Annotated in this window: 26 protein-coding genes; 13 read left to right on the forward strand and 13 right to left on the reverse strand. The window is 69.4% G+C overall.

What is annotated here, in order from left to right:
• Positions 1–59: 59 nt before the first annotated feature.
• The 3 genes from Q0D75_RS01915 to Q0D75_RS01925 form a co-directional block, all read right to left on the reverse strand.
• Entirely contained in the window at positions 60–473 is a 414-nt protein-coding gene (locus Q0D75_RS01915) for a hypothetical protein (RefSeq protein WP_291048736.1), read from the reverse strand.
• A 74-nt stretch (positions 474–547) separates the two neighbouring features.
• Positions 548–1,027, reverse strand: a complete 480-nt coding sequence (locus Q0D75_RS01920; RefSeq protein ID WP_291048738.1) for a PPOX class F420-dependent oxidoreductase — start codon at positions 1,025–1,027, stop codon at positions 548–550.
• Between the two features lie 52 nt (positions 1,028–1,079).
• On the reverse strand, positions 1,080–1,490 hold the full coding sequence (locus Q0D75_RS01925; RefSeq protein ID WP_291048740.1) for a hypothetical protein: 411 nt from the start codon (positions 1,488–1,490) through the stop codon (positions 1,080–1,082).
• A 115-nt stretch (positions 1,491–1,605) separates the two neighbouring features.
• Between Q0D75_RS01925 and Q0D75_RS01930 the strand changes: the two genes are divergently transcribed.
• The gene (locus Q0D75_RS01930) at positions 1,606–2,847 is read left to right on the forward strand and encodes a hypothetical protein (protein ID WP_291048742.1); all 1,242 of its coding nucleotides are present in this window, start codon (positions 1,606–1,608) and stop codon (positions 2,845–2,847) included.
• 201 nt (positions 2,848–3,048) lie between these two features.
• Entirely contained in the window at positions 3,049–3,396 is a 348-nt protein-coding gene (locus Q0D75_RS01935; RefSeq protein ID WP_291048744.1) for a GNAT family N-acetyltransferase, read from the forward strand.
• Positions 3,397–3,426: 30 nt separating this feature from the next.
• Here the strand turns inward: Q0D75_RS01935 and Q0D75_RS01940 are convergent, their stop codons facing one another.
• Positions 3,427–4,323, reverse strand: a complete 897-nt coding sequence (locus Q0D75_RS01940; protein WP_291048746.1) for a LysR family transcriptional regulator — start codon at positions 4,321–4,323, stop codon at positions 3,427–3,429.
• Between the two features lie 189 nt (positions 4,324–4,512).
• Between Q0D75_RS01940 and Q0D75_RS01945 the strand changes: the two genes are divergently transcribed.
• The 10 genes from Q0D75_RS01945 (at position 4,513) to Q0D75_RS01990 (ending at position 15,192) form a co-directional block, all read left to right on the forward strand.
• Positions 4,513–7,002, forward strand: coding sequence for a CoA transferase (locus Q0D75_RS01945; protein WP_291048748.1), 2,490 nt, complete (start codon positions 4,513–4,515; stop codon positions 7,000–7,002).
• Between the two features lie 95 nt (positions 7,003–7,097).
• The gene (locus tag Q0D75_RS01950; protein ID WP_291048750.1) at positions 7,098–7,943 is read left to right on the forward strand and encodes a crotonase/enoyl-CoA hydratase family protein; all 846 of its coding nucleotides are present in this window, start codon (positions 7,098–7,100) and stop codon (positions 7,941–7,943) included.
• 2 nt (positions 7,944–7,945) lie between these two features.
• Entirely contained in the window at positions 7,946–9,121 is a 1,176-nt protein-coding gene (locus Q0D75_RS01955) for a thiolase family protein (RefSeq protein ID WP_291048752.1), read from the forward strand.
• An 8-nt stretch (positions 9,122–9,129) separates the two neighbouring features.
• Positions 9,130–9,531 (forward strand): hypothetical protein, encoded by a 402-nt coding sequence (locus Q0D75_RS01960; RefSeq protein WP_291048753.1) that lies wholly within the window; start codon positions 9,130–9,132, stop codon positions 9,529–9,531.
• 97 nt (positions 9,532–9,628) lie between these two features.
• A complete protein-coding gene (locus tag Q0D75_RS01965; RefSeq protein ID WP_291048755.1) occupies positions 9,629–11,026 on the forward strand; it encodes an MFS transporter in 1,398 nt (465 codons plus the stop codon).
• Between the two features lie 67 nt (positions 11,027–11,093).
• Positions 11,094–12,509, forward strand: coding sequence for a Gfo/Idh/MocA family oxidoreductase (locus Q0D75_RS01970; RefSeq protein ID WP_291048757.1), 1,416 nt, complete (start codon positions 11,094–11,096; stop codon positions 12,507–12,509).
• Positions 12,510–12,523: 14 nt separating this feature from the next.
• Positions 12,524–12,976: a prevent-host-death protein gene (locus Q0D75_RS01975; protein WP_291048760.1), complete on the forward strand. Its 453-nt coding sequence runs from the start codon at positions 12,524–12,526 to the stop codon at positions 12,974–12,976.
• 2 nt (positions 12,977–12,978) lie between these two features.
• Positions 12,979–13,320: a hypothetical protein gene (locus tag Q0D75_RS01980; protein WP_291048762.1), complete on the forward strand. Its 342-nt coding sequence runs from the start codon at positions 12,979–12,981 to the stop codon at positions 13,318–13,320.
• A 203-nt stretch (positions 13,321–13,523) separates the two neighbouring features.
• On the forward strand, positions 13,524–13,922 hold the full coding sequence (locus tag Q0D75_RS01985; RefSeq protein WP_291048764.1) for a PPOX class F420-dependent oxidoreductase: 399 nt from the start codon (positions 13,524–13,526) through the stop codon (positions 13,920–13,922).
• 7 nt (positions 13,923–13,929) lie between these two features.
• Positions 13,930–15,192, forward strand: a complete 1,263-nt coding sequence (locus tag Q0D75_RS01990) for a D-arabinono-1,4-lactone oxidase (RefSeq protein WP_291048767.1) — start codon at positions 13,930–13,932, stop codon at positions 15,190–15,192.
• A gap of 41 nt (positions 15,193–15,233) precedes the next feature.
• Here Q0D75_RS01990 and Q0D75_RS01995 read toward each other — a convergent pair whose 3' ends face one another.
• From Q0D75_RS01995 to Q0D75_RS02005, 3 genes are all read right to left on the reverse strand, one after another.
• Positions 15,234–15,650 carry a hypothetical protein gene (locus tag Q0D75_RS01995; protein WP_291048769.1) on the reverse strand — a complete coding sequence of 139 codons (417 nt, stop codon included), beginning with the start codon at positions 15,648–15,650 and terminating at the stop codon, positions 15,234–15,236.
• A gap of 69 nt (positions 15,651–15,719) precedes the next feature.
• The gene (locus Q0D75_RS02000; protein WP_291048773.1) at positions 15,720–17,348 is read right to left on the reverse strand and encodes a Na+/H+ antiporter NhaC family protein; all 1,629 of its coding nucleotides are present in this window, start codon (positions 17,346–17,348) and stop codon (positions 15,720–15,722) included.
• 186 nt (positions 17,349–17,534) lie between these two features.
• Entirely contained in the window at positions 17,535–18,494 is a 960-nt protein-coding gene (locus Q0D75_RS02005) for an alpha/beta hydrolase (protein WP_291048775.1), read from the reverse strand.
• A gap of 32 nt (positions 18,495–18,526) precedes the next feature.
• Here Q0D75_RS02005 and Q0D75_RS02010 point away from each other — a divergent pair, with 32 nt between their 5' ends.
• Positions 18,527–18,988: an Lrp/AsnC family transcriptional regulator gene (locus Q0D75_RS02010; protein WP_291048777.1), complete on the forward strand. Its 462-nt coding sequence runs from the start codon at positions 18,527–18,529 to the stop codon at positions 18,986–18,988.
• A 41-nt stretch (positions 18,989–19,029) separates the two neighbouring features.
• Here the strand turns inward: Q0D75_RS02010 and Q0D75_RS02015 are convergent, their stop codons facing one another.
• The 6 genes from Q0D75_RS02015 to Q0D75_RS02040 all read right to left on the reverse strand — a co-directional run bounded on the left by Q0D75_RS02015 (position 19,030) and on the right by Q0D75_RS02040 (position 25,736).
• On the reverse strand, positions 19,030–20,391 hold the full coding sequence (locus Q0D75_RS02015) for an aspartate aminotransferase family protein (RefSeq protein WP_291048779.1): 1,362 nt from the start codon (positions 20,389–20,391) through the stop codon (positions 19,030–19,032).
• A 173-nt stretch (positions 20,392–20,564) separates the two neighbouring features.
• Positions 20,565–21,440: a fumarylacetoacetate hydrolase family protein gene (locus Q0D75_RS02020; RefSeq protein ID WP_291048781.1), complete on the reverse strand. Its 876-nt coding sequence runs from the start codon at positions 21,438–21,440 to the stop codon at positions 20,565–20,567.
• A gap of 66 nt (positions 21,441–21,506) precedes the next feature.
• The gene (locus Q0D75_RS02025; RefSeq protein WP_291048783.1) at positions 21,507–22,343 is read right to left on the reverse strand and encodes an SDR family NAD(P)-dependent oxidoreductase; all 837 of its coding nucleotides are present in this window, start codon (positions 22,341–22,343) and stop codon (positions 21,507–21,509) included.
• Positions 22,343–23,182: an amidohydrolase family protein gene (locus tag Q0D75_RS02030; RefSeq protein WP_291048785.1), complete on the reverse strand. Its 840-nt coding sequence runs from the start codon at positions 23,180–23,182 to the stop codon at positions 22,343–22,345. Before Q0D75_RS02030 ends, Q0D75_RS02025 begins: the two co-directional genes overlap by 1 nt.
• Positions 23,179–24,366, reverse strand: coding sequence for a mandelate racemase/muconate lactonizing enzyme family protein (locus tag Q0D75_RS02035; RefSeq protein ID WP_291048788.1), 1,188 nt, complete (start codon positions 24,364–24,366; stop codon positions 23,179–23,181). Before Q0D75_RS02035 ends, Q0D75_RS02030 begins: the two co-directional genes overlap by 4 nt.
• Positions 24,366–25,736, reverse strand: coding sequence for an aspartate aminotransferase family protein (locus tag Q0D75_RS02040; RefSeq protein ID WP_291048790.1), 1,371 nt, complete (start codon positions 25,734–25,736; stop codon positions 24,366–24,368). The genes Q0D75_RS02035 and Q0D75_RS02040 overlap by 1 nt, the downstream gene beginning before the upstream one ends.
• Positions 25,737–25,907 lie beyond the last annotated feature (171 nt).

Here is a 25,907-nt window from a genome sequence, read left to right on the forward strand (position 1 = left end):
CTCCTCGGGACGGCCTGACGACGGGGGTCTTGCGATCGATCCCAGTCTGGCAGGAGTCGTCAGCTGAAGGGGAGCGGCTGCTCCTGCGAGACGAGGGTGCCGTAGCCGGCGACGAAGGCGGTGACGCGCACGGCGGCGTAGTCCGCGGCCACTCCGGAGGGGATAGTGCCCGCGAAGTGGCCCGTCGAGTCGGTCGACGGGCGGAACACCGTGACCCACGCGGAGGTGTCCGGGTCTTTGCCCTCGATCGCGAACTGCTGCTGCAGCGGGCTGCCGTCGGCGGCCGCGAGGTTGACGTTGACGTAGCCGGCGCCGCCGCCGATGGAGCTGAAGAACACGGAGAGGCTCGGCTTCGCCTCCGACGCGGCGGCGGCCGGCGCGGCGACGGCGGCCAGCACGACGGGCGCGGCCCAGGCGCTGTGCAGCACGGCCCGGCGGGTGGGGCCGGAGGAGTTCTGGTCGGATCGGGTCATGATTTCACGCTACCGGCGCGTCGGCCTGCGGACAGGCCTGGGGGACGCCCGGTTGAGGACGCGTCCTGAAGAGGTCAGCGGGCGTCGAGGCGCTCGGCGACGTCGGCCGGGAAGCCGCCTGTGGAGATGGGGCTCCAGCGGGTGGGGGTGATGCGCAGCAGGGACTTGTTCTGCAAGGCCATCGCCTCGCGGTACTCCTGCCAGTCGGGATGCTCGCCCGAGATGCAGCGGAAGTAGTCGACCAGTCCGTCGGCGGCCTCGGGCATGTGGAGCACCTCGGCGTCGCCGTCGACCTGGATCCAGGCGTCGTTCCAGTCGTCCGACAGAACGAGCACCGAGGCGGCGGAGCGGCGCTCGGCGTTGCGCGTCTTGGCTCGGCCCGGGTAGGTGGAGATGACGATTCGACCCTGCTCGTCGACCCCTCCGGTGACGGGCGACATCTGCGGGCGGCCGTCGGCGCGCGTGGTGGCGACGAGCATCCGGTGCCGAGGGCGCACGAACTCGAGCATGCCGTCGCGGTCGACAGAGGTGGTGGTGGAGATGGTTCTGGCCATGGCTCAACGCTAGGCGAAAGGGGCGCAATGCGACGAAAACGGGGGGGGGGGGCTAGTTCTTCAGCGGGGGAATCACCAGCGAATCGTGGGGAAGATCCAGCTCGACGGGCTTGGTCTGGTCGACGCCCTCGGGTGTTGCAACCTGCGCGATGAAGGGCAGATCGACAGCGGTACACGCCCGGTCTGTGGGCGTCACTGTCACCACGAGTGTGGTGGGTGAGGTGACCGAAATTGGATCCAGGCGCGGACCGCACCCATCAGAAGACCAGGTCAGGACCAGCTGGCTGCCATCGGCGCTCCATGCGGCGCCATGCTCCACGTCGCCCGAGGGTTCGCTGTAGCTCCAGCCTGCGTCGGCTGTCTGGCGGGCTGATGGAGATGGTGCGCCTGAGGCCCCGCAAGCGCTGAGTCCGGCCGCGATCAACGCCACGAAGGCGATTCCTGCTACGCGTCGTTCGATCATGTTCTCCCGCTCCGTTCTCGGTGGCATTCACCTGCGCTCAGAATCCACGACATTGACGACATATTCTCATTAAAAGAATAGGGTGATCCAGACGGTTATTTCATGAGGAGGACTCGTGTCGAGAGTTGCACGCCGATCACTACTGGTGATGATTTCAGGGTCGGTGACCGCGTGCCTCGCGCTGACGGTCGGGTTCTCGTCGTCGGCAAGCGCCGTCCAGCAGGCAGGTGCCATCCCCGACGTTCCAGGACAAGGGGCTTCATTCGACAACGCTGGCCTGCGAACCGCCGGTGGCTCCGGGATCGACGAGGGCATTGCCGCGGCGTTCGACCAAAGGAGGGCTCAGGAGCGCGGTGTATCCGTCGAACAGGTTCGGGCGGATGATGAGGCGGGTGCGGAGCTCGGGATGCTTGCCGCACAGCTGGAAGGCGAGTTCCCTGATCTGTATATCCAGAGCGAATGGCGCTATACCGAGTATCCGAACGCGCAAGTCGTGTTGGCGAGCGAACCTCCGGAAGCCGTCCGCCACCTGATCGATACGGCTCCGTTTCCCGTCGACATCGTCGTCGCGAGCGACGGGCCTGACCGGTGGGAGGCTATGGAGATCGTCGAAGAGATGCAGTCGGCGTTGACCGCCGATTCAGGCCTCACCTCAGTCGGAAGCTACGACCCGCTCACGGGAACGTACAACCTGACCGTCGAGGGGCCTCGACCGGATGCGGGCGTGCTGCAGCAGGTGACTGGACTGGCGGGAGGCCAAGCGATCAACCTCGAGTTCGGTGACGATGCATCTCGAGCTGAACCCGCGTACGTCGGAGGGGAAGGCGGCTTCTACGGCTGCACCGCCGGCTTCGTCGTTCGCAATGGACCGACGTTCGGCATCTCGACAGCAAATCACTGCCCGGTGCCTGAGACCACCTTCACCTACAAGGGAGTGGCGTTCGGCTGGGGAGGAAGTCTCGACCGAAATTACGGTGACGCACAGTGGGGCTGGTCCGCGGGCGGCACGCCGCTCCCGATGTTCCGCCAGACGGCATTGTCGGTGCTCACCGCGCGGGGAATCGTTGGTCCTTACATCGGGCTCGGTCACTGCACCTACGGAATGACGACTCGAACGAGTTGCGCAACTGTGGTGGGTCTCAATACCGTCGTGAATTACGGACCCGCCGACGGCACCTACCGTAATCTCGTGCGTGACGGCGGAGACCACGTCGATCACGGAGACAGCGGCGGCCCCAACTTCGGAACCGGTGGCCAAGTGCTCGGCTACACCTCCGGATTCAACTCCGACTACTCGTTCTGGACCGCCTCGTCGGCGCTTCACAACTTCGCGTATGTCACCGCCTTCGTCGATTGACTCCGCTGGGCGAAAGACGTCATCTACCGGTGTCGTTTTGCGCAATGCGCGCGGGCGTGGTCTGCTACCGGGGTGACTGTCGATTCCGGCCAGACGTGGATGTTCACACGGGCGCGCCGGCGAGACGCCCCCGTGATGCGTCAACTCGCGCGACTCGCCTACGGCACGTACGTCGATCGGATCGGGCGGGAGCCTGCTCCGATGACCAGCGACTACGAGCAGATCGCCTCATCCGGCATGGCGATCCTCGTCTGGCGCGAGTCACGGGTCGACGGGATGCTCGTCTTCAGCCTCGATGCCGAGGAATTGCTGGTGGAGAACATCGCCGTCAGCCCTCAGGCGCAGGGCTCGGGTCTCGGATCCGCTCTCCTCGCCCAAGCGGAACGCATCGCGGTCAAACGGGGCAAGCACTGGGTGCGCCTCTACACGAACGAAGCGATGGTCGAGAATCTGGCCTTCTACCCCCGCCGCGGCTACGTCGAGACGCACCGCGGCACGGTCGACGGCTATGCGCGCGTCTATTTCGCCAAGCAGCTCGCCCTGGAGTGACCGACGCTCGCACCATGGATGCGGCACGCGCTACACGACCTCCACGGGGCGGCCGGGCGGGTGGATGCGGTCGACGAGGGTGCGCATCCGTTCGCCCCGGATCGCGTCGTCGCGGCGCCAGGCCAGGCCGACCTCGAAGTCGATGTCGTCGAGGTCGAGCGGGGTGGCGCGCAGGGCCGTGCGCTGCAGCATCTGGCTGATCGGGGTGTCGTCGGCCTTGTTGCCGAGCATGATCGCCCCCGTGCTGCGCAGCCGAGATTCCAGCGTGAGCACATCGGCGAAGGAGATCTCCTCCACCTCCACCACTCCGGCGTCGTGCAGCAGCGCGCTGAGGGCGCGCATCGGCTTGGGCTGCAGGATGGTGGGCAGCATCACCGCCTTGCGCCCGCGCAGGCTCGCGAGGCTCACACTGGTGTCGGGTAGATCGCTGTCGGGCGGGCTGAAGGCGTAGAAGCGGTACCGAGCGAGCGCACGCACCTCGATGCCCGGCAGGTCGACCGGCAGGTGCACCACGGTCAGATCGAGATCGCCGTGGGCGAGCTGGCGGAGCAGGATCGACGACATCTCCGTCTCGACACGGTGCACCGGCTCCCCGAGAGCCTCGAGACCCTCGGCCACCCGCTGGGCGTACCGCGCCGGCGCCCACGGCGTCGCACCCACCCGGATGGGCCGCGGATCGTCGTCAGCCGTCACGAGGTCGTCGAACTGGGCGAGGATGGCCACCACCTTGGGCAGGAGCGCCTGCGCAGCATCCGTGGGGAGCAGGTCGTGGTAGCGACGGCTGAACAACTCGGCACCGAGGTGCAGCTCCAGCTGACGGATGCTGCGACTCACGGGCGACGGGGTCAGGTGCAGCGACTCGGCGGCCTTGCCGATGTTCCGCTCGCGGGAGACGGCGACGAAACAGCGCAACTGTGCGATGTCCATACGCCACAGTAACGCGCGAACGGCAACCTGCTCCGGGTTGCACCATGCGCGGATTAGCACGTACACCGCTCATCCGGAGGCCGGTGGAGTGTGCCCGATCGGCGATGTACGCGCCGGAATCGCGATGACAGGGTGGGGTCACCGAACCACCGAGCGGCCCACCGGGGCCGACACGAAGGAGTGTGTGGCATGGTCGACGACGACCCCACGATGCCCGTTCTCGACGGAGTGCGCGTTCTCGACGCGATCTCCGGGCGAACCCAGACCATCGGCCGATTCCTCGCCGAGCTCGGCGCCGACGTGGTGCGCGTCGAGTCGCCGGAAGCGGCCGACGAGCGGATGCATCGCTCCGCCCAGAGCCCCGACATCGGCTTCGCCGTGCGCAACACGGGCAAGCGCGGGATCGTGCTGGACAGGTCATCCGTCGCCGGGCGCGAACGATTCGACGCCTTGCTCGCCGGCACCGACATCCTGCTCGACGACAGTCCCGCCCCGCACGGCTCGGCCCCGCATCCGGCCGGACAGCGCGGCGACGATCTCGACGAGACCCGCCTGGCCACCATCAACCCCCGCCTCGTGATCCTGCGGGTGACCGACTTCGGTCTGGTGGGCCCCCGCCGGCAGTGGAAGGCCACGCCCGACGTGCTGTTCGCCCTGAGCGGGGTGCTGTCGCGATCGGGACTCCCGGATGCGACCGAGCCGCTGCTCCCGCCCGAGCATCTCGCCTACGAGTCGGCGAGCATGCAGGCGGTGTGGACCGTTCTGCTGGCCCACTCGCACGCCCGCCGCACCGGCAAGGGCGACCACATCGACTTCTCGGTGCTGGACGCGCTGATGCACCTGCTCGATCCCGGGTACGGGATCGGCGGCAGCGCGCGGGCCGGCGCCCCGATGAAGGATCTGCCGCGGGGCCGGCCCGACGCCCGGCACCTGTACCCCACCTTCCGCGCCCTCGACGGGTACGTGCGCATCTGCGTGCTGAGCCGCCGCCAGTGGCACGCGATGCTGGAGTGGCTGGGCAACCCGCCGGAACTCGACGGCGATCGGTACGACGACATCACCACCCGGCAGCAGGCGGATGCCGTCGTCAAGCCCTATTACGAGCGGCTGTTCGCCGGCATCACCCGCGCGGAGGCCGTGGCGGCCGGGCGCCGGTTCGGCGTTCCCGCGGCCGGACTCCTCACCGCCACCGAGGTGCTCGACGAGCCCGCGTTCGCGGCCGCCGGCAGTTTCACCGAGCTCGACCTCGGGCAGGGCTTGCGAACGACCGTCCCCACGGGACTGGTGGAGATCGACGGCGCCAAAGCCGGGGTGCGCCGCACCGTTCCGGTCGCGGGGGAGCACGACGAGGAGGTCGACGCCGAGTGGCTCGCCCGCCGGCCTGAGTCAAGGGCCGAGATCGGGGCCGGCGCCGAGGCCGGGGCGGGCGCAGGCACCTTCCGCATCCGTCCCTTCGAAGGGCTTCGCGTGCTCGACCTCGGGGTGATCGTGGTGGGGGCCGAAGCCGGCCGGCTGTTCGCCGACTACGGAGCCGACGTGATCAAGGTGGAGAGCGTCGAGTTCCCCGACGGCAGCCGGCAGACCTACGGCGGCCAGCAGGTGACCGAGGGCTTCTGCTGGGGGCATCGCAACAAGCGCAGTCTCGGCCTCAACCTCAAGGATCCCGAGGGCCGCGCCCTGTTCGAGCACCTCGTCGCCGAGGCCGACGTCGTGCTCTCCAACTTCAAGCCGGGCACGCTCGAGAAGCTCGGCATCGGCTATCCGGAGCTGCGGGCGATCAACCCGCGCATCATCGTGTCGGAGTCGAGCGCTTTCGGCTCGCACGGCCCTTGGAGTGACCGGATGGGCTACGGCCCCCTGGTGCGCGCGAGCTCGGGCCTCAGCCTCACCTGGCAGTACCCGGGCGTCGACTTCGGCTTCAGCGACACGATCACCATCTACCCCGACCACGTCGCCGCCCGGGTCAGTGCCTCGGCCGTCGCCGCACTGCTGCTGCGCCGGGAACGGACGGGGCGCGGCGGTCACGTCTCGAGCGCCCAGATCGACGTGATCTTCTCCAGCATGGCCGAGCAGCTAGCCACCGAGCGACTGCACGAAGGAACGATCCGGGCCCAGGGCAATCGCCGGGGCCAGGATGCGCCGACCGGGCCGTTCCAGGCGGCGGGCGACGACGAATGGCTGGTCGTCGATGTGCGCAGCACGGCCGAGTTCCGGGCGCTCGCCGCGGCGATCGGCCGGCCGGACTGGGCCGCCGACGACGATCTGAGCACGCGGGAGGGCCGGCTCGCGCGCGCATCCGAGCTCGAGAGCGGATTGGCCGAGTGGACCGCCGCCCACACGCCGACGGATGCCGAGCGCACCCTGCAGGCGGCCGGGGTTCCGGCGGGACGGATGGTGCGGGTCGTCGACCTCGAGCACGACGAGCACTGCGCGGGCCGCGGACTGCTCGGGCTGCTCGCCCAGCCCCAGTTCGACGAGCCGCTCACCACCTTCCTGGCCGAGGCCCGGTTCGCGAGCGGGCTGAGCCCGCTGCTCGCCCCGGCGCCGCTGCAGGGGGAGCACACCGCCGTGATCGCGGCCGAGCGGCTCGGGCTCGACACGGTGCGCGCCGAGGAGCTCATCGCCCGGGGCGTGCTGCAGCCGTATCGCGTGCCCACCCGCAGCCCGGCGGGTGTCTGAGCCGGCACGCGCTGCCCCGCGGGCCGGGTCCGCCGGCCCGTCACCCGCCTAGAAGACGTAGACACAAGAGAACCGTACGAAGTGAGGAACCTCCCATGACAGACACCGCAGTGGCATCCGCCACTCCCTTTACCGACGCCGTCGAGATCGGTGGCGCCGGCGCCGTGCTCGCGCAGCGCAGCGAGCACGTGCTGCTGATCACGATCAACCGGCCCGAGGCGCGCAACGCCGTGAACCTGGATGTGATGGTCGGCATCGGCGAGGCGCTCGAGTACGCCGAGAACGATCCGGGCATCTGGGTGGTGATCATCACGGGCGCCGGCGACAAGTCGTTCTGCGCCGGCGCCGACCTGAAGGCGGCGGCGCGCGGTGAACTGACGCCGAGCGATCCGCGGGTGAAGGCCTGGGGGTTCGCCGGCTTCGTGCAGCATCACATCTCCAAGCCGGTCATCGCCGCGGTCAACGGCTTCGCGCTCGGCGGCGGCACCGAGATCGTGCTGCAGAGCGACCTCGCCGTTTCGATCGACACCGCGGCCTTCGGGCTCCCCGAGGTCAAGCGCGGCATCTACGCCGGCGCCGGCGGCGCCTTCCGGCTCGGGCAGCAGATCCCCAAGAAGATCGCGATGGAGGTAATGCTCACCGGCAAGCCGATCACGGCGCAGAAGGCCCTCGAGCTCGGCCTCGTCAACCGTGTCGTGACCGCCGACCAGCTGATCCCGGCCGCCCTCGAGCTGGCCGAGGCCATCTGCGAGAACGCGCCCCTCGCGGTGCAGGTGACGAAGCGGATCGCCGTCGGCATCACCGACGGTCACGTCGCCGCCGACGACGCCGACTGGCGGCGCAGCACGGCCGAGGGCCCGGGGTTGATGGCGAGCGACGACACCCGCGAGGGCCTCGCGGCCTTCGCCGAGAAGCGCGCACCGCGCTGGACGGGGCGCTGATCATGGCCACCACGAGCACGCGCACCCCCGCCATCGCGGGCCTCGGCATCACCGAGGTCGGCAAGGTCTACGGCCGCACAGCCCCCCAGTTCGCCGCCGAAGCGGTGCGGCTGGCCGCTCAGGATGCCGGACTCGCCCTGGGCGACATCGACGGCCTGATCGTCTCCGGCGGTCTGAGCGACGCGGTGGGCCTCGGCATGCAGACCGAGCTCGGGCTCACCCGGCTCGGCCTCTTCACCTCGATGCAGGGCTACGGATCCACAGCCGGCCAGATGGTGCAGTACGCCTCGATGGCCGTGCAGTCGGGCATGGTCGACACCGTCGCGGTGGTGTGGGCCGACGACCCGCTGAAGGAGAACAAGGGCGGGGGAGCGGCCTACGGCGAGCACGCCGCGAAGACGCCCTCCGGCTGGATGCCGATCACGAACTCCGGCGGCGCCCTCACGGCGAACAACATGTACGCGCTCGCTGCGCGACGGCACATGGACGCCTACGGCACGACGAGCGAGCAGCTCGGCGCGATCGCCGTCGCCCAGCGGGACTGGGCCGCGATGAACCCGCGCGCCCAGCTGCGCACGCCGATCACGCTCGACGACCACCAGGCCTCGCGGATGATCTCCGACCCGTTCCACCTCTTCGACTGCTGCCTGGTCTCCAACGGCGGCATCGCGGTGATCGTGACGACGGCGGAGCGGGCCCGCTCGCTCGCCCAGCCCGTGGTCGACGTGCTCGGCTGGGCCCAGGCGCATCCGGGGCTCACCGGCATGCGCAACGACGACTTCGGCCTCATAAGCGGTGCCGCGACCGCCGGCCCCGCCGCCTTGCGGATGGCCGAGCTCGCCCTCGACGACATCGACGTGGTCGAGCTCTACGACTGCTACACCTACACGGCGCTGATCAGCCTGGAGGACTACGGATTCTGCGCGAAAGGCGAGGGCGGGGCCTTCGTCTCGCAACCGGGAGTGCTCGGCCCGAACGGATCGCTCAAGGTCAACACCGGCGGCGGCCAGCTCTCGTCGTACTACCTCTGGGGCATGACGCCGCTCTCGGAGGCGATCATCCAAGCACGCGGCCAGGCCGGCGAACGGCAGGTCGACCGGCACGCCCGGGTGCTCGTCTCGGGCAACGGCGGCGTTCTCGACTACCACTCCACGCTCATCCTCGGCAACGACGACTAGGACCTCTGATGCCTCTCTTCCCTCTCGTCCGCGACGCCGCCACCGCCGAGTTCCTCGACGGCTGCGAACGCGGTGACCTGCTCGTGGTGCGCGATCGCACGACGGGCGCCTATCTCGACCCGAAGACCGACGTGTCCGCCGATCCGGAGCGCTTCGAACGCGTCGCCGCCTCGGGCGACGCCACCGTGATCTCCTGGTCGATCGGCCACGGGCGCGGCGCCGACGGCGCGCCCACCCGGTGGACCTTCGGCATCGTGCAGCTCGCCGAGGGCCCCTGGTTCTGGAGCGAGCTCCAGCTGCCGGAGGGGCGCGCGCCGGAGGGCCTCTCCGGCGCGTCGGCCCACGTCGCCTTCGTGCGCACCGGGCCGGCACCCGAGCACGCCACCATCCCGGTGTTCGTCGTCGACTGATCGACTGATCGACTGATCGACGGGGCCGGATGGGGGCGGCACCCCTTCATCCGGCCCTGCACTCCCTTTTCGGTGCCGCGAGTGAAAGCAGACAATGATGTCTCACGACACGGCGGTCGATCCGCCCTCCTCCGTTCACCCCGCCCCACGGCAGACCATCTCCCAGGCCGTCGACGCCATGCCGAAAGTCGGCCTCACCTTCGGTGCCGGGTTCGCGCTGTTCCTGGCCTATTTCTTCACCAACTACGAGATCTCGGTGTTCGCGTTGACGATCCCGGGCATCCGGGACAGTCTCGGCCTCGAAGCGGGCGACTTCGGACTGCCCGTGACGTTCAATCTGATCGGGTACGCGATCGGTGCCTACGCCTTCGGGTACCTCGCCGACAAGCGCGGGCGGCAGCTCGGGCTCGTGCTCACCTTCATCACGCTGGGTGTGGGCGGGCTGGCCACCGCGTTCGTGTGGGATGCGGCGTCGCTGTCGTTCTTCCGCTTCGTCGCGGGCTGCGGCATGGGCGCCGTGCTGGCGCTCTGCACGGCCTACATCGGCGAGATGGCGCCGCAGAACCGGCGCGGGCAGTACCTCGCACGGCTGTATCTGCTGGGCGGGTTCCTGCTGCTGGCCACCGGACTGCTCTCGCTGCTCGTGCTGCAGGCGCTGCCGGATGCGGGCTGGCGTCTGCTGCTCGGCTTCGGCGGTCTGGTGCTGATCGTGGTGCCGTTCATCAACTCGCGCGCGCTGATGGAGTCGCCGCGGTGGCTGGCCGAACGCGGGCGCATCGCCGAGGCGTCGGGCATCGTGCGGCGGCTGCAGCGCAACGCGGGCATGCCGGCCGAGGCCCGCAACGACGACTTCGCCGAAGAAGACCGGCCCGCCGCCGAGGTGCAGGCCGAGAGCCCGCTGCGCTCGCTCCTGCGGCCGCCCCTGCTCGGGCGCCTGCTGATCGTGCTCGGCTTCTGGTTCGTGTTCTACATCGGGATGTACGCGTTCTCGAGCTACCTGCCGCTCATCCTGGAAGGTCTCGGCGTGTCGACCTCGAACGCGCTGGTGATCACGGTGCTCACCCGGGCGACGCCCATCCTGGCGGCGGTCGTGGTGGTGCTGCTGATCGAACGGCTGGAGCGTCGCACGATCGTGATCGGCGGTGTGCTCATCTTCGCCGCCGCGGTGGGGCTGATCATCTCGGGGCTCGGCGAGGGCGCGGCCACCGCGGGTGCGCTGCTGGCCACCTTCGGTATCGCGGTCATGGCCACGCCCGCATACACCTACACGGCCGAGGTGTTCCCCACGAAGTCGCGGGGCACGGCGGCCTCCATCTGCGATGGCATCGGCCACCTCGGTGGAGCGGTGGCGCCGTTCGTGGTGCTGCCCATCCTGGTGACCTACGGATCGGTGCCCGCGGGTGTCGCGATCATCGTCGCCGTGGTGCTCTCGGCGTGCATCATCGCCTTCGGCGTGCGTACCCGCAACCGGTCGCTGGAGGAGATCGCCGGCTGAGGCTCTTCGGAGACTCCTTCGTTGTGGACGGCGGGAGGGGGTGGGGCGGGCGGATTAGGGTGTCAGGATGACGGACTCCGCTCGCCTCCTGCCCACCCTCGCCTTCGGTCAGCCCGGGCCGGTGCGGGACTTCCTCGTCGGCGAGATCCTCGCGGGGAGGAAGACCGGATCCAGCAACCTCCGGGTGCTGTACGAGCTCTGGCAGCAGAGCATCCCCTCGGCCGGCGAGCGGTATGCCCTGCTCGATTCGCAGGACGAGCGCGTCGCCGTCATCCGGTTCGATCGGGTGTCGACGATCACGTTCCCCGAAGCGACGCCCGAGGTCGCCGCCCAGGAGTCGGCGACGCTCGAGCAGTGGCAAGCGGTGCACCGCGACTTCTGGGCGGGATTCGACGACGACATCCGAGCCCACCTCGGGGATCCGAGCTGGGCGTTCGGCGACAGCGAGTCGATCGTCACCACCGCGTTCACGCTCGAACAGCGTCTGGCGACCGGACTCGGCGTGATCGGTGCGGGCTTCCACGCCTCCCGCAACATCCTTCCCGCCGTCGGGCTCGCGGGCGTGCCCATCACGGCGCTGGCCACGCGCGACACGGTGCGCTCGCAGGCCGCGCTGCGGCGCTTCGGCTCGGAGGGCGCCGCCTATGCGGATGCCGATGCCCTGCTGGCCGACCCGGCCGTGCGCGATGTGACGGTGATCGCCCAGCCGGAGGATCAGGCGACCCTGACCCTGCGCGCGATCGCCGCCGGCAAGAATGTGTTCGCCGACAAGCCGCTCGGCCTGAACCCGGAGCAGGCGCAGCAGATAGCCGATGCGGCCGCGGCGGCCGACGTGATCGTGATGGTCGGCTTCATGAAACGCCACGCCCCGGCGTACGTGCGGCTCCGCGAGCTGCTCGCGGAGGGCGCCCTCGGCACCCCGCGATCGTTCGAGCTGTCGTTCGGATGCGACAGCACACCGTTCTGCGCCACCGAGGAGGAGTTCGTCAAGCTCGCCGCCATCCACGTGGTCGACCTCGTGCGTTTTCTGTTCGGCGAGGTCGAGTCGGCCGTCACGCACTCCAATTCCGCCGGTGCGCACGTCGCGCTCTCGACCACGCTGCGGTTCGCCTCGGGTGTTGTCGGCACGCTCAACCTCACCGGGCTTCCGTCTTACTCCAGCGAGTTCGAGATGCTGCGGGTCTCAGGCGACGCCGGTCACGCCGTGGTGACGGATGTCGCACGGCTCCAGCTGCATGTGGTCGCCGAGGGCGACGTGCCGACCTGGCAGGGGCTGAGCGAGACCAGCACGGTCTTCACGCCCGCCGAGAGCGCGATGTCGGGTGTCGAACGCGACCTCTTCCTCCGTGGTTTCGTGGGCGAGATCCGGGCGTTCCGTCAGGCCGCCGCCGCTCACGAGCAGCCCTCCAGCAGTGCGGCCGACAACGTGCGCACGATGGAGCTCTGCGAGCGGATCCTCGGTGGACTTCCGAACACATTCTGAAGTAAAATGGCGGCATGGTCACCTCCTCTGCGCTGCGCGCCTTTCCGTCGTCGGATCTGAGTCGGCATGCACCGCGGGTGTTCGCGGCGGCGGAGGAGGGGCCCATCGATGTGACGCGGCGCGACGGTGAAGACCTCGTCATGATGTCCAAGCGGGAGGCGGACGCCCGCGAGCAGCTCCTGCAGTTCGCCGCGCAGTTGATCGCCGTCGCGACCGATGATCGCGGTTCGCTCTCCGACCGGATGGCGAATGCCTTTCCGTGGATGCTGGCGTTGGGTGAAGCCGATCGCGCACAGTGCTCCCACGAGCTCGTCGATGCGGCACGCGCGTCGTTCGCCACGGGACAGGCCGGCCTGGTCGCCGCCGAGCTCACCTCCTGGCGCGAGACCGCCACGGCGCTCGCCGCCGGACTCGGCACCGGTCCTGTCGACTGGATCGAGGGCGGCGTCGTCGTCTCGCGGCCGTAGCGGTGGCCAGGGAGTCGAAGGCCGAACGGCCCGTAAAGAAGAACGAGTTCGAGATCAGATTCGCCTCGGGGCAGGCCCAGAAGGGATGGACCGATCTGCGCGCCACGAACCGTAACGCGCTGGCCGATGCCTGGGACTTCTTGACGCGCACGCCGCTTCATGTCACGCCCGCGAACTATCGCCTGAAGGGGCAGCTCGGTCTCGTGACCCGAGGGCAGGCGACGCACGAGCGCTGGCAACACAAACCCACGCTGCACGGCGATGCACGGATCTGGTTCTACGTCGTCGACCAGATCGTGTACCTCGAGCAGGTGCACACGCACCATCCGAACGCGACGAAGTAGCGGCACTCAATTCCCGACGGAGCAGAGCAGGCGTCGTGGCGAGTCAGGTGGGTGGCCGAGCTTTGTGACGACCGCGACCGAATCCCTACATCCTCGCCAAGAAGCCTGGTGTGTCGGTGAAGGCTTGAGGGATGGGGTCGGCCGGGCGCGGGGCGGCCTAGTCTGGAAGTCGCGGCTGTGGCCGCGGCTGAACGGAGACGACCATGAGCGACCTCATTCCCGCGGAGTACGCGCCGCTGCTCGAGCAGCCGAACTACGGGCATCTGGGCACCATCCGGCCCGACGACACGGTGCAGGTGAACCCGATGTGGTTCTTGTGGGAGGGCGAGGGGGACACCGTCCGCTTCACCCACACCACCAAGCGGGCGAAGTACCGCAACCTGCAGCACAACCCGTCGATGAGCCTGTCGGTGATCGATCCGGAGAATCCGTTCCGGTACATCGAGGTGCGGGGAACGCTCGTGGCCGTGGAACCCGATCCGACCGGCGCGTTCTACGTGGTGCTCGGGAAGCGGTACGGGAACGCCGAACAGACTCCTCCGCCGGACTCGGCCGACCGGGTCGTGCTGGTGATGCAGATCGAGAAGGTCACGAAGCAGTAGTCGCGCAATGACAACCGACGAACAGAAACGCAACTGGGCGGGAAACGTCGCCTACCGCGCCGAGCGCTTCGCCCGCCCGAGCACCCTCGACGCCCTGCCCGACCTGATCAGCGGGAGCGAGAAGGTGCGCGTGGTCGGCTCTCGGCACTCGTTCAACGACCTCGCCGACACCGAGGGTGTGCAGGTGTCGCTGGCGGATGTGCCGGTCGATCTCGACGCCGACATCGAGGTGGATGCGGCGGCCGGCACCGCGCGCCTGCCGGCCTGGCTGCGCTACGGCGACATCGCGCGGCCCCTGACCGAGCGCGGATTCGCCCTGCCGAGCCTGGCCTCGCTGCCGCACATCTCGGTGGCAGGAGCCGTCGCCACCGGAACCCACGGCTCGGGCGACCGCCTCGGATCGCTGGCCACCCAGGTCGTGGGGATCGAGCTGATCGACGGCCGCGGTGAGCCCCGGGTCATCCGGCGCGGCGAGCCCGACTTCGACGGCGCCGTGGTGTCGCTGGGAGCCCTCGGGATCGTCACCCACCTCACGCTGGCCGTCGAGCCCGCGTACGAGGTCGCCCAGACGATCTACCGAGGCGCGCGCTGGGACCGCGTGCTCGAGAACTTCGACCGCGTGACCTCCGCCGGCGACAGCGTCAGCCTGTTCACCACCTGGCGCAGCACCGAGCTGATCGACCAGTGGTGGGTGAAGTCACGGGTCGGAGGTGAACAGCGCGAGCTGCCCGAGATCGGCGCGGTTCCGTCATCCGTTCAGCTGCATCCGATTCCCGGTATCGACGGTGACCCGTGCACGGTTCAGCTCGGCGTTCCCGGGCCCTGGTACGACCGGCTGCCTCACTTCCGGCTGGAGTTCACGCCCTCGGCGGGTGACGAGATCCAGACCGAATACCTCGTCGCCCGCGAGGATGCGCCTCAGATGATCGCCTCCCTGCAGAACCTCGCCGGACGCATCGCACCGGTGCTGCAGATCGCCGAAGTGCGCACCGTGGCCGCCGACGAGCTCTGGCTGAGTGCGGCTTCGGGGCGTGACGTGGTGGCGTTCCACTTCACCTGGCATCCGGATGCTGCGGCCGCGCTCGCCGTCATCCGCGAGATCGAGGCGGTGCTGCCCGACTCGGCGCGCGCACACTGGGGCAAGGTCTACGACCGCTCGGACTGGCTGTCGCGCTACCCGCGGGCCGACGACTTCCGCCGCCTGCGCGCCTCCTTCGACCCCGACGGCCGCTTCGTCAACGACTACCTGCGCCGGCTCGGCCTGGACTGACCCGCCCGCGGCGGCGCACCCCTCAGTAGGCGGCGCAACCCTCAGTACGAGGGGCGCTGCGCCTGGTTGTAGCGCGCCTGGCCGATGAGGCTCTGGAGGTAGGCCGCGCGCTGCAGCACATCCGCTCGCTGCTGGGCGCTCCAGACCGGGACCTGCTCGGTGTACGCCTGATTCCCGGCCTGGATGTGCACCGCGACGAAGCCCGAGACGCGGGTCTCGCGCGCGAACAGGAACAGCAGGCTGAGCAGGAAGAACCAGATGAAGACGACGACCATCACGATCGCCCAGGCGGGTGTGTGCGTGGTGGTGGACGTCTGGTCGTGCGTGGTGACGTTCACCTCGGCGAGCGGCCAGGTGCCGGCGGGCGTGACGATCCAATCCTGGGTGGCGTTGACGTTTCCGAAGCCGACGAGGAAATGGGGCTGGGCGGGAGTGGCGGGAACCGGCTGAAGCGTCATGGGTGGACCATATCGCACACGGCGGCGGGCCCGACGGGGGAGACCGCCGGGCCCGCCGTGATGCCGGGATCAGCGGGGGTCGGGCACAGCCACATCTGAATCCGCATCTGCATCCGCGAGCGTGGGCTGCGTCCGCACCTCGGCTCCGTTCTCGCCCTCGAAGCGGCGGCCCCAGCCGGTGACGACCGCGATCAGCATGATGAGGGTGAGCGCGAAGGGGTAGAACGCTGCGGTGAAGATCGAGACGGCCGAGACCTCGGGCACGCCCTCTCCGTAGCCGGACGTGAGCTGGCTCGAGATGAGCAGGAAGACGCTGCCGATCGGGATGACCGCGCCGATGCCCAGCGTGAAGCAGTCCATCACGTTGGCGCGGCGGAAGGGGTGCAGCCGGGCCGCCGCCCCGAGGCGATCGGCGACCGGGCCGAACAGCAGCATCGCCGGGCTGTTGATGCCGGCGAAGACCGTGGTGGTGACCGCAGCACCCAGGCCGATCGCCAGCTCCGACCCCAGCGGTGTGCGGGCGCGCGCTGAGCGGCCGACCAGAGCGACGATGCGATCGAAGACGCCGGCGCCCTGCAGCACGCCGGTGATGCCGAAGACGACGATTCCGAGACCGACCAGGGGGAGCATCCCGGCGATGCCCGTGATCAGGAAGCCGCCGGGGGCGCCTTCGGGCGTGACCGACATGATGTCGGACGGGGTCATCAGGCCGAACAGCAGACCCGTCGCGATGCCGGAGATCAGACCGATCGTGGTCGCCAGGAAGATGTCGCGCTTCCAGAACGCGACCACCAGCAGCACCGCGATGGGAACCACCATCACCAGGCCGAGCGGGTTGCCCTGGTCGCCGACCGCGGCATCCGAGACCCCCGTACCGCTCCGCAGGAGACCGAGCACCAGGAACAGCACGGCGCTGATACCCGCCGCGGTCAGCGCGTACCGGGCCCGCGACCGCACCACTCCGGCGACCTCGGCCACACCCGCACGTCGGCGATAGCGCTGCGTGGAGGCCGACACGATCGTGGAGTCGGAGATGGGCGCCAGGTTGTCGCCGAAGAGGCCGCCGGACAGGATCGCTCCGGCCAGCAGGATCGGGTCGGCGCCGAGCAGCACACCCGCCGGGTAGAAGATGGGGAACGCCGTGAACATCGTGCCGAGCGACGAACCCGTGGCCATCGAGATGAGGCACACCAGCACGAAGGTCGCCGCCACGAACACGCCCCCGCCGATGCCGAGCTGGCCGGCCAGCCAGACGAAGCCGCCCGAGACATCCGTCTGGGTGATCATCGCCGCGATCAAACTCACTGCGAGCAGGATGAACAGCAGGGTGCCGGCGTTGCGAGAGGTGACACCGGCGATCACCCACTCCCAGTAGCGCCCGTACGACTTGGCGAACAGGCCGGCGAGGAGCAGGCCGGCGACTCCGGATGCCGTCAGGGCGGTCATGTCGAAGACGCCGAAGACCACGAAGTAGAGGATGACGCCGGCCAGGAAGACCAGCGGCGGGATGAGGGCGCCGACGAAGCCGATGCGGAAGGTGATGCCCTCGGCGGGTACGGGGTCGGTGTGGACGGGGGCGTGGGTGTTCGGGGCGTTCGGGGTGGATGAGGCGGGCGGCTGCGGGGCCGTGGCCGCTGGGACCTGAGCCGGTACGGGCTCGACGCGGTGCGTCGTGGGTTCGGAACTCTTGATGGTCATGGCTGATCGTCTCCAGGAGTGAGGTAGGGGAGTGGTGCGGAGCGGTGCACTTTCAGTGGGTGGAGCGATGGATCAGTGGAGCCGTGAGACAGGGGGGAGCGGTGGGGCGGGTGGAGCGGTGGAACGGGGTGGAGCCGCAGAACAGGTAGGGCGTGCGAGCGCGGGGCGGCGCGTTGGCGGGGGCCCTCAGACCCCGAGCCCCCGGCGCAGGCCGTCGATCATGCCCTGCACGATGCGAACGCTGCTCGCGGCCTGCGGCGCGAACTCCGCCGATCCGTGGAAGGTGCCCGGATGCGCGTGCAGCTCGACGCTGACACCCGCCTCGAGCAGCCGCATCGCGTAGAGGATGCCCTCGTCGCGCGCGAGGTCGAGTTCCATCGCCGCGATGTAGGCGGGCGGGAGGCCGCTGAGGTCGGTGGCGCGCGCCGGTGCGGCGTAGGGCGAGACATCCGGATCGTCCGGACCGGTGTAGCCGGGGCCCAGGTAGTGCTGCCAGACGGACTCGCCGGTGCGGCGGCTGAGCACCGGCACATCGTCGAGTCGGGTCGCCGACCAGGTGCGGCGCCGGTCGTCGAGCGCGGGACTCAGCAGCAGCTGGTACGCGACCGCCGGGCCGCCCTCGTCGCGCGCCCGCAGAACGGTGGCGGCCGCGAGACCGCCTCCGGCGCTCGACCCGCCCACGGCGATGCGCGAGGCATCGAGTCCGAGCGCGCCGGCGTGATCGTGTACGAAGCGCAGCGCGGCCGCGCAGTCGTCGACCGCACCGGGGAACGGCGTCTCCGGCGCGAGCCGGTACTCCACGTTCGCCACGGCGATGCCGAGCGACCGCACGACCTCGAGGCAGAAGTAGTCGAAGTCCTGCGTCGTGCCGATCACGAAGCCGCCCCCGTGCATCGCGAGCAGCACGGGAAGGACTCCGGATGCTCCGGCCGGGGTCATCAGGCGGATGGCCACATCGGGGGCGCCGTCGAGGCCCGGGGCCGCGACATCCCGAACGGTGACGCCGTCGTAGGACGGGGCCGAGGGTGAGGCCTCCGCACCCGCTGCGATCAGGGCCCGGGTGGCCGCGACATCCGCGAGATCGAGATCCGGCGCCGCCTCGGCCGCCGCGGCGAGTTCCGGGTCGAGATTCGGCCACCTCGTCATGCGCGGCCTCCCGCGTTCGGCATAATCGAGCCATGGACTCGATCGATCGCGCAATAATCGACCAACTCCGGCTCAATTGCCGCCAGTCGAACGTCGAACTCGCCGAAGCTGTCGGCCTCACGCCTTCGCCGTGCCTGCGGCGGGTGAAGCGCCTCGAAGACGAGGGCGTCATCACCGGCTACCACGCGAGCTTCGCGCCCGCGGCCGTCGATCGCAGCTTCGAGGTGCTCGTCGACATCGAGCTGCACGACCAGACGCCCGAGAACACCGAGCGCTTCGAGGCCGAGCTGGTGTCGCATCCGGAGGTCGTCGAGGCCCGACGCATGTTCGGATCGCCCGACTTCGAGGTGATCGTGGCCACGAAAGACCTCGCCGCCTACGAGCAGTTCATGAGCGCGAAACTGCTGCGGCTGCCGGGCATCGGCCGGCTGCACTCGCGGTTCCCGATGGTGCTGATCAAATCCGACTGGCCCTCGCGCGCCCGCTCGATCTGAGGCCGGCCGGTGCAGGGCGGGCCGGTGCAGGATGCCGCGCACTAGGCGCGCTTCCGGGCGGTGGTGAGCGCCTCGTCGAGGATGGCGAGACCGCGGTCGAGCTCGGCCTCGGTGATGGTCAGCGGCGGGGCGATGCGCAGGATGCTGTTCACGCCGGGCATCTGGGCGATGTTCAGGTGCAGGCCGAGTTCGAAGCAGGCCGCGGTGACGGCGGTGCCGAAGTCATCCGCCGGCTCCTTCGTGTCGCGGTCCAGCACGAGCTCGACTCCTTGGAAGAGGCCGCGACCGCGCACATTGCCGATGCGGTCGTGGCGTGACTCGAGGTCGGTCAGTCCCTCGCGCAGGCGCGCTCCGAGGCGGCGGGCGACCGCGTCGAACTTCTGCTCCTGGAGGGTGCGGATGACGGTCACCCCGACCGCCGCGGCCAGCGGATCGGAGACGTGGGTCGTGGTGAACATGAAGCGGCGTGCGCTGCAGACGGCCTCGATCTCCTCGCTGGTGACCACCGCCGACACCGGCAGGCCCGCGCCGAGCGTCTTGGAGAGGGTGAGGATGTCGGGCACGACCCCCTGGTGCTGGAAGGCGTACCAGTCGCCGGTGCGGCAGAGCCCGGTCTGCGCCTCGTCGACGATGAGCAGCATCCCGCGCTCGTCGCACTTCTCGCGCAGGGCCGCGAAGTAGCCCTCGGGCGGCACGATCAGACCACCGGTGCCCAGGATGGGCTCGGCGATGAAGGCCGCCAGGCTGCCGACCGACTGGCGGTCGACCATCGCGAAGCCGTAGTCGAGCTCGGCCTGCCAGTCGTGGTTCCCCTCGCTGTCGCGGAACACCGAGCGGTAGGGGTTCGGGGTGGGGATGATGAGGTTGCCCGGGGCGAGCGGGCCGTAGCCGGCGCGGGACAGGCTGTAGGTGGCCGCCCCCGCCGCGTGCGTGGAGCCGTGGTACGACTGGTCGAACGACACGATCTCGAACTTCTGCGTGTAGAGCTTTGCCATCTTGAGGGCGGCCTCGTTCGACTCGCCGCCGGTGCTCAGGATCATGACCTTGCTCAGCTGCTCGGGCAGCGTGCCCGAGATCGCCTCGGCGAGGTCGACGACCGGGCGGCTCAGCATGCCGCTGAACAGGTGATCGAGCGTGGCGATCGAGTTCGAGACGGTATCGACGACGGCCGGGTAGGAGTGGCCGAGCAGCGAGCTCATCTGCCCCGAGGTGAAGTCGAGGATCTCGCGGCCGTTCTCGTCGTACAGCCGGCAGCCCTCGGCCCGCTCGATGATGGCCGGGATGAAGCCCGCCGGACCGTAGCGGATCAGGTGGCGCCGAGCGCTGCTCCAGAACTCGTCGGTGGACTGCCGGGAGCTGCCGGCCGGGCTCTCGGTGTGGCGCTCATCCAGAACTGTCGTCATGATTCTTGCCTCTCGTCATTCACTGAACGGAGGCAACGTTAGGCAGGCCGACGCGCTACGCGATTGCGAAATCCATGCAAGTGAGGGCCGTTGCGCAATGAACGGGCACGAATCACGCTTTGCGTGGCATATCCGGCCTCACAAATTGTGCTCGAAATCTGCCTGAAACAGGCCTACCGGAAGGGTGCGTAGGATCCGGCGTCGGCCACGGTGGTGAGGCGCATGGTGCCGATCCCCTCGATGCCGCACTCCACGACCTCGCCGGGGCGCAGGTATCGAGGGGGCGTGCGGCCCAGGCCGACGCCGGCAGGGGTTCCGGTGAAGATCAGGTCGCCGGGCTCCAGGGTGAGGATGTGCGAGAGGTAGGACACGAGGTACTGCGGCGAGAAGAGCATGTCGCCGGTCGACGCGTTCTGAACCCGCTCGCCGTCGACGTCGCACCAGATGCTCAGATCGGACGCCCCGCCCAGCTGTGGAAGGTCGACGATCACCGGACCGAGCGGTCCGAAGCCGTCGAAGGACTTGCCGAGACCGAACTGCGGCGGCGCGCCGAGCATCTGCACGTAGCGGTCGGAGACATCCTGTCCCACGGTCGCGCCGGCGATGAACGAGAGCGCATCGACTTCGCTCACCCGGCGTGCTCGGCGCCCGACCACGAGCACGAGCTCGACCTCCCAGTCGACCGAGTCGGAGACGAGAGGGATGGGGTCGGCCGGCCCGCTGAGGCAACTCGGGAACTTGGGGAACACCATCGGGAATTCGGGCACCACGAGCTGGGACTCGTCGGCGTGCGGGGCGTAGTTGAGACCGACCGCGAGGATCTTCGACGGGCGGGGTACCGGGGGCCCGAGTTCCGAAGGAACGACCGTGCCGTCGGCGGTGGCCGACGCGAGGTAGCCGTCGGCCTGCTGCGAGAGCTGATCGAAGCGGCTGAGCACCGCCATCACGTCGCTCGGGAAGGCGCCGTCGCTCACGCGCTCGAGATCGAAGTACTCGTCGTCGCGGACGAGGACGGCGCGCTGGGCGCGGTCGGCCAGGCGGAAGCCCATGGGGATCCTTTCGGAAGGGAGGGGGAGGAAGAGGGAGGGGGAAGAGCGAGTGGAGGGCGAGCCGGGTCACTCCGGGCGCGGAGGAATTCCCGCGGCCGGGCCCATGAAGCGCTGCCGGGGCAGCTGGTCGGCCATCGCGCCGCCGTCGACGAGCAGCTGTGCGCCATTGACGTAGCGCGCCGCGTCGGAGGCGAGATACACCACGGCCGAGGCGACATCGGCGGGGGAGCCGTAGCCGATCGAGGAGGGGATCCGCTGCAGCCAGGCCTCGGTGAGGCCGGCCAGGTCGACGTCGAGCGACTCGCCGATGGGGGTGTCGATCATTCCGGGCGCGACCGCGTTCACCGTGATGCCGTGCGGGCCGAACTCGCTCGCGAGCGACTGCACGATCATCCAGGCCGCCGCCTTCGAGGCGTTGTAGGGGGCGAGACCCGCCTCGGCGGCGACCGCGTTCTTGGACGTGATCACCACGATGCGGCCGGCGATCCCGTCGGCGATCATGTGCGCGCCCACCCGGGCGCTGAGCAGGAAGACCGCATCGGCGTTCACGGCCATGATGCGGCGCCACTCGGCCGGTGTCACGTCGACGGCGTGTGCGATCGAGGCGATCCCGGCGTTGTTCACCAGCACGTGCAGGGGCCCGTGCTCCGCCCGCAGCCGGTCGGCGAGAGCGGGCACGCGGTCGGTGTCGGCCAGGTCGGCCTCGACGGGGGTGAAGACGCCGCCGGCCGAGCGGATGGCCTGCGCCGTGGCATCCGTCGACTCGCCCGGCCGGTCGATCCCGACCACGTGCGCCCCCACGGCCGCCAGCTCGATCGCGATGGCCTGGCCGATTCCGCGAGCCACTCCCGTGACGACTGCGGTGCGGGCGGCCAGGGCATCCGCGGCGAAGGTGCCGCCCATCAGTCCAGCCCCAGCAGGGCCAGTCCGTCGCGGTGGATCAGCCGCTCGATCTCGTCGCGGTCCAGCGGGTCCAGGCCCGGGATGCCGGCCACCTCGCCGAGGGCGCGGAGTCCCTCGATCGAGGCGTCCACCGTGGTGAACGGGTAGTCGGAGCCGAACAGCAGTTTGCCCCACACCCCGTAGTCCTGCGCCAGCCGCAGCGAGTGCCAGAGCTGGAACGGCCGGTAGTGCAGCGCCGACACATCGGCGTAGACGTGCGGATGCTTGCGGATGACCGCGATGCACTCGCCCTCGAAGGGATGCCCGAGGTGCGCCAGCGTCATCCGCAGCTCCGGATGGCGGATGGCCACCTCGTCGAGGTGCACCGGCATCGCGTACTTCAGCGGTGCCGCGCTCACGAAGGTGGTCCCGGTGTGCACGAGCAGCGGCAGCTCGTTGCGCTCGGCGTAGCCGTACAGGTCGTCGTACTCGGGCGCGGCCGGATCGAAGCCCGCGTACATCGGCATCAGCTTGATGCCGCGCAGGCCCAGATCCTGGTGGCCGTGCTCGAGCTCGTCGCGCCAGCCCGGCTGGGTGGGGTCGAGCGCGAGGTAGCCGACGAGCTCCGGATGCGCGGCCACGTAGGCCGCGATCTGCTCGTCGGGCACCCACAGACCTGAGAGCCGTGCCTTGCCACCCACCACGATCGCGCGCGTGCCGGCGGGAGCGCTCGCCGCGTACTCCTCGTACCGCACGGTGAGATCGACGAAACCGCCGTGGGCGCGCTGCGAGTCGCTGCGGAAGGGGTCGCCGATCCGCTCGTGGTTGTCGAAGAGATGGCTGTGCACGTCGACGATCATGAGCGGGTGCGCTCCTCCCATCCCGGGGCGAACATGTTCCAGAAACCGTAGCTCGGCGGGTTGGCGTCGAACACCTCGTCGACCAGTTCGACACCGAGCCCGGGCGCGGTCGGCAGCCCGACCCGGCCGTTCTCGACCGGCAGCACGCCGCGGAGGGCGTCGAACACGTGCGGCTCGACCATGCCGTCGAAGGTCTCGAGGATCTTGAGGTTCACCAGTCCGAGCGTGAGGTGCACACTGGCCGTGGTGCACAGCGGCGAGTTCGAGTTGTGCGGCGCCACCAGCATCCCGTTCATGTCGGCCAGCTGGGCGAGCAGCTTGATCTCGGTGAAACCGCCGGCCATCGACATGTCGGGCTGCACGATGTCGACCGCCTTGGTGTCGAACAGGCGCTGGTACTCGTAGCGGTTGTGGAAGTGCTCGCCGCCGGAGATGGGGAACGAGGCCGCCTCGCGGATCTCGTGGTAGCGCTCGATGTGGGTCCAGGGCATCGGCTCCTCGAACCAGGAGATGCCGAACGGGGCGAGCTCGCGGGTGATGGCCATCGCCGTGGGGAAGGAGAAGCGGGCGTGGCCCTCGATGAACAGCTCCACATCGGGCCCGATCGCCTGCCGCACGGCGCCGACGAGCCGCATCGACTCGTCGAGCTCGGCGGTGCTCAGCTGGCCCAGGCCCGCTCCGAACGGGTCGAACTTGAGGCCGCGGTAGCCGCGGGCCACCACCTCGGAGGCCTTCCGGGCGAAGCCCTCCTCGGTGCGCTCGCCGGTGTACCAGCCGTTCGCGTACACCGGCACGCTGTCGCGCACGGCTCCGCCGGTGAGGCGGTAGACCGGTACGTCGAGCGCCTTGCCCATGATGTCGTACAGGGCCTGGTCAACACCGGATGCCACGATGCCGCCCAGATCGCCACCGCGGAAGTAGTCGCCCTGGAACATCCGCAGAGCGATCTCGGTGACATCGAAGGGATCGGCGCCCAGCAGGTGCCGCTCGCCCATCGCCTCAGCCAGCAGGCAGGTCTCCCTCGGACGGAACGGATGGGTGATCTCACCGATGCCGGTGAGGCCTTCGTCGGTGTGGATGCGTACGTACGAGAAGTCGCGCCAGGCGGTGCCGAGCGTGAGCGTCTCGACCTTGCTGATGCGCCCCGCGGAGGTGGTGGGCCGGTCTCGGTCGACGGTGAGCACTAGCGTGCACCTCCCATGCTGGACGTTCCGACGCCGATCTCGACGCCGCCCTCGGCCACGGCGAGGTCGATCGCCCGGTCTGCTGCGCTCAGCAGGCGGTCGATGTCGTCGTCGGTGTGCCGGTAGGAGATGTGGGATCGCTTGAGGTTCAAGGGTAGTTCGAACAGGCCCTGCTCGATGAGGTGGCGGCGGTAGCCGATGAAGCGGCCCACGTCGTTGGCGAGCAGGTCGGTGAAGGTGCGGGGACGGGGACCGTCGAGGAAATAGCTCACGAACACCGATCCGTAGCCCGTGACCTGCGCGGGCACCCCCTTGAACCGGAACAGCTCGGTGAGGCCGTCGCGCACGCGGTCGCCGAGGCGGAAGACGTGCTCGTGCACCGGCTCCTGCTCGAGCTTCTTCAATGTGGCGAGGGCGGCCGCCACCACGCCGGGGTGGCCGTTGAAAGTGCCCGCGAAGAAGACCGGCCGGCCCGGGATGGTGCTGAACTGGTCCATCAGATCGGCCCGGCCGCCGATGGCTCCGATCGGGTAGCCGTTGGCGATCGCCTTGCCGAAGGTGGTGACATCCGGAGTGATGCCGCTGATCGCCTGCCAGCCGCCCAGATCGTGCCGGAAGCCCGTGATCACCTCGTCGAAGATGAGCAGCGAGCCGGCCTTCGTGGTCTCCTCGCGCAGTGCCTGCAGAAACTCCTGCTCGGGCAGCAGGGCGCCCACGTTGTGCGGCACCGGCTCGATGATGACGCCGGCGATCTGATCGCCGTGGGCCGCGAAGGCCTCGCGGAGAGCCGGGATGTCGTTGAACGGCAGCACCAGGGTCGCGTCGAGCACCTCGGGCAGGATGCCGGTGGACACCGGATCCTGCCGGCCGACCCGCTCGGGGGAGCTGATCACGTTCAGGCTCACCGAGTCGTGCCAGCCGTGGTAGCAGCCCTGGAACTTCACCACCAGACGGCGGCCGGTGACCGCGCGGGCCAGCCGGAGCGCGTGGAAGGTGGCCTCGGATCCGGTGGAGGTGAGCAGCGACTTCTCGACGCTCGGCACCAGGCGGGCCAGCAGCTCGCCGAGCTCGACCTCCTCGGGCGTGACGCCGACGCCCATCAGGTCGGTGCGGCGCAGGGCCGAGGTGACGGCATCCGTGACCTCGGGATCGTTGTGGCCGAGCAGCGGCGGGCCGAAGGCGGCGTGGAAGTCGATGTACTCGGTGCCCTCGGCGGTGGTGAAACGGGCGCCGTCTGTGCTCGCGATGATCAGGTCTTCCAAACCGGGGATGGACCGCTGACCGCTGTTGACGCCGCCCGGGATGACCGCACGGGCTCGGGCGGCGAGCTCGGAACTGCGCGTGGTGGGGGCGAGTGAGGTGTGGCTCACCGGGAACTCCTTCGTTTCGTCGGTCACACCCAGCCTGATGGAACCTGTTCGTGGTGCGCTTCGCCAGAAGCAGTCGTTCGCCAACCATTCGGAATGGCCGAACAAGACGCGACCATCGTATGAACGGATGATGCCTGAAAACAAGCGGCAAATGTGTCGAGTCTGTAAAAT

It is taken from the genome of Herbiconiux sp. (genome assembly GCF_023264855.1).
GTDB lineage: Bacteria > Actinomycetota > Actinomycetes > Actinomycetales > Microbacteriaceae > Herbiconiux.

What these genes read in the sequence shown, in the direction of transcription:
- Q0D75_RS01915 (WP_291048736.1), bottom strand. Translation starts at nt 473, where the DNA reads ATGACCCGATCCGACCAGAACTCCTCCGGCCCCACCCGCCGGGCCGTG.
- Q0D75_RS01920 (WP_291048738.1), bottom strand. Translation starts at nt 1,027, where the DNA reads ATGGCCAGAACCATCTCCACCACCACCTCTGTCGACCGCGACGGCATG.
- Q0D75_RS01925 (WP_291048740.1), bottom strand. Translation starts at nt 1,490, where the DNA reads ATGATCGAACGACGCGTAGCAGGAATCGCCTTCGTGGCGTTGATCGCG.
- Q0D75_RS01935 (WP_291048744.1), top strand. Translation starts at nt 3,049, where the DNA reads ATGACCAGCGACTACGAGCAGATCGCCTCATCCGGCATGGCGATCCTC.
- Q0D75_RS01940 (WP_291048746.1), bottom strand. Translation starts at nt 4,323, where the DNA reads ATGGACATCGCACAGTTGCGCTGTTTCGTCGCCGTCTCCCGCGAGCGG.
- Q0D75_RS01945 (WP_291048748.1), top strand. Translation starts at nt 4,513, where the DNA reads ATGGTCGACGACGACCCCACGATGCCCGTTCTCGACGGAGTGCGCGTT.
- Q0D75_RS01950 (WP_291048750.1), top strand. Translation starts at nt 7,098, where the DNA reads ATGACAGACACCGCAGTGGCATCCGCCACTCCCTTTACCGACGCCGTC.
- Q0D75_RS01955 (WP_291048752.1), top strand. Translation starts at nt 7,946, where the DNA reads ATGGCCACCACGAGCACGCGCACCCCCGCCATCGCGGGCCTCGGCATC.
- Q0D75_RS01960 (WP_291048753.1), top strand. Translation starts at nt 9,130, where the DNA reads ATGCCTCTCTTCCCTCTCGTCCGCGACGCCGCCACCGCCGAGTTCCTC.
- Q0D75_RS01965 (WP_291048755.1), top strand. Translation starts at nt 9,629, where the DNA reads ATGTCTCACGACACGGCGGTCGATCCGCCCTCCTCCGTTCACCCCGCC.
- Q0D75_RS01970 (WP_291048757.1), top strand. Translation starts at nt 11,094, where the DNA reads ATGACGGACTCCGCTCGCCTCCTGCCCACCCTCGCCTTCGGTCAGCCC.
- Q0D75_RS01975 (WP_291048760.1), top strand. Translation starts at nt 12,524, where the DNA reads ATGGTCACCTCCTCTGCGCTGCGCGCCTTTCCGTCGTCGGATCTGAGT.
- Q0D75_RS01985 (WP_291048764.1), top strand. Translation starts at nt 13,524, where the DNA reads ATGAGCGACCTCATTCCCGCGGAGTACGCGCCGCTGCTCGAGCAGCCG.
- Q0D75_RS01990 (WP_291048767.1), top strand. Translation starts at nt 13,930, where the DNA reads ATGACAACCGACGAACAGAAACGCAACTGGGCGGGAAACGTCGCCTAC.
- Q0D75_RS01995 (WP_291048769.1), bottom strand. Translation starts at nt 15,650, where the DNA reads ATGACGCTTCAGCCGGTTCCCGCCACTCCCGCCCAGCCCCATTTCCTC.
- Q0D75_RS02000 (WP_291048773.1), bottom strand. Translation starts at nt 17,348, where the DNA reads ATGACCATCAAGAGTTCCGAACCCACGACGCACCGCGTCGAGCCCGTA.
- Q0D75_RS02005 (WP_291048775.1), bottom strand. Translation starts at nt 18,494, where the DNA reads ATGACGAGGTGGCCGAATCTCGACCCGGAACTCGCCGCGGCGGCCGAG.
- Q0D75_RS02010 (WP_291048777.1), top strand. Translation starts at nt 18,527, where the DNA reads ATGGACTCGATCGATCGCGCAATAATCGACCAACTCCGGCTCAATTGC.
- Q0D75_RS02015 (WP_291048779.1), bottom strand. Translation starts at nt 20,391, where the DNA reads ATGACGACAGTTCTGGATGAGCGCCACACCGAGAGCCCGGCCGGCAGC.
- Q0D75_RS02020 (WP_291048781.1), bottom strand. Translation starts at nt 21,440, where the DNA reads ATGGGCTTCCGCCTGGCCGACCGCGCCCAGCGCGCCGTCCTCGTCCGC.
- Q0D75_RS02025 (WP_291048783.1), bottom strand. Translation starts at nt 22,343, where the DNA reads ATGGGCGGCACCTTCGCCGCGGATGCCCTGGCCGCCCGCACCGCAGTC.
- Q0D75_RS02030 (WP_291048785.1), bottom strand. Translation starts at nt 23,182, where the DNA reads ATGATCGTCGACGTGCACAGCCATCTCTTCGACAACCACGAGCGGATC.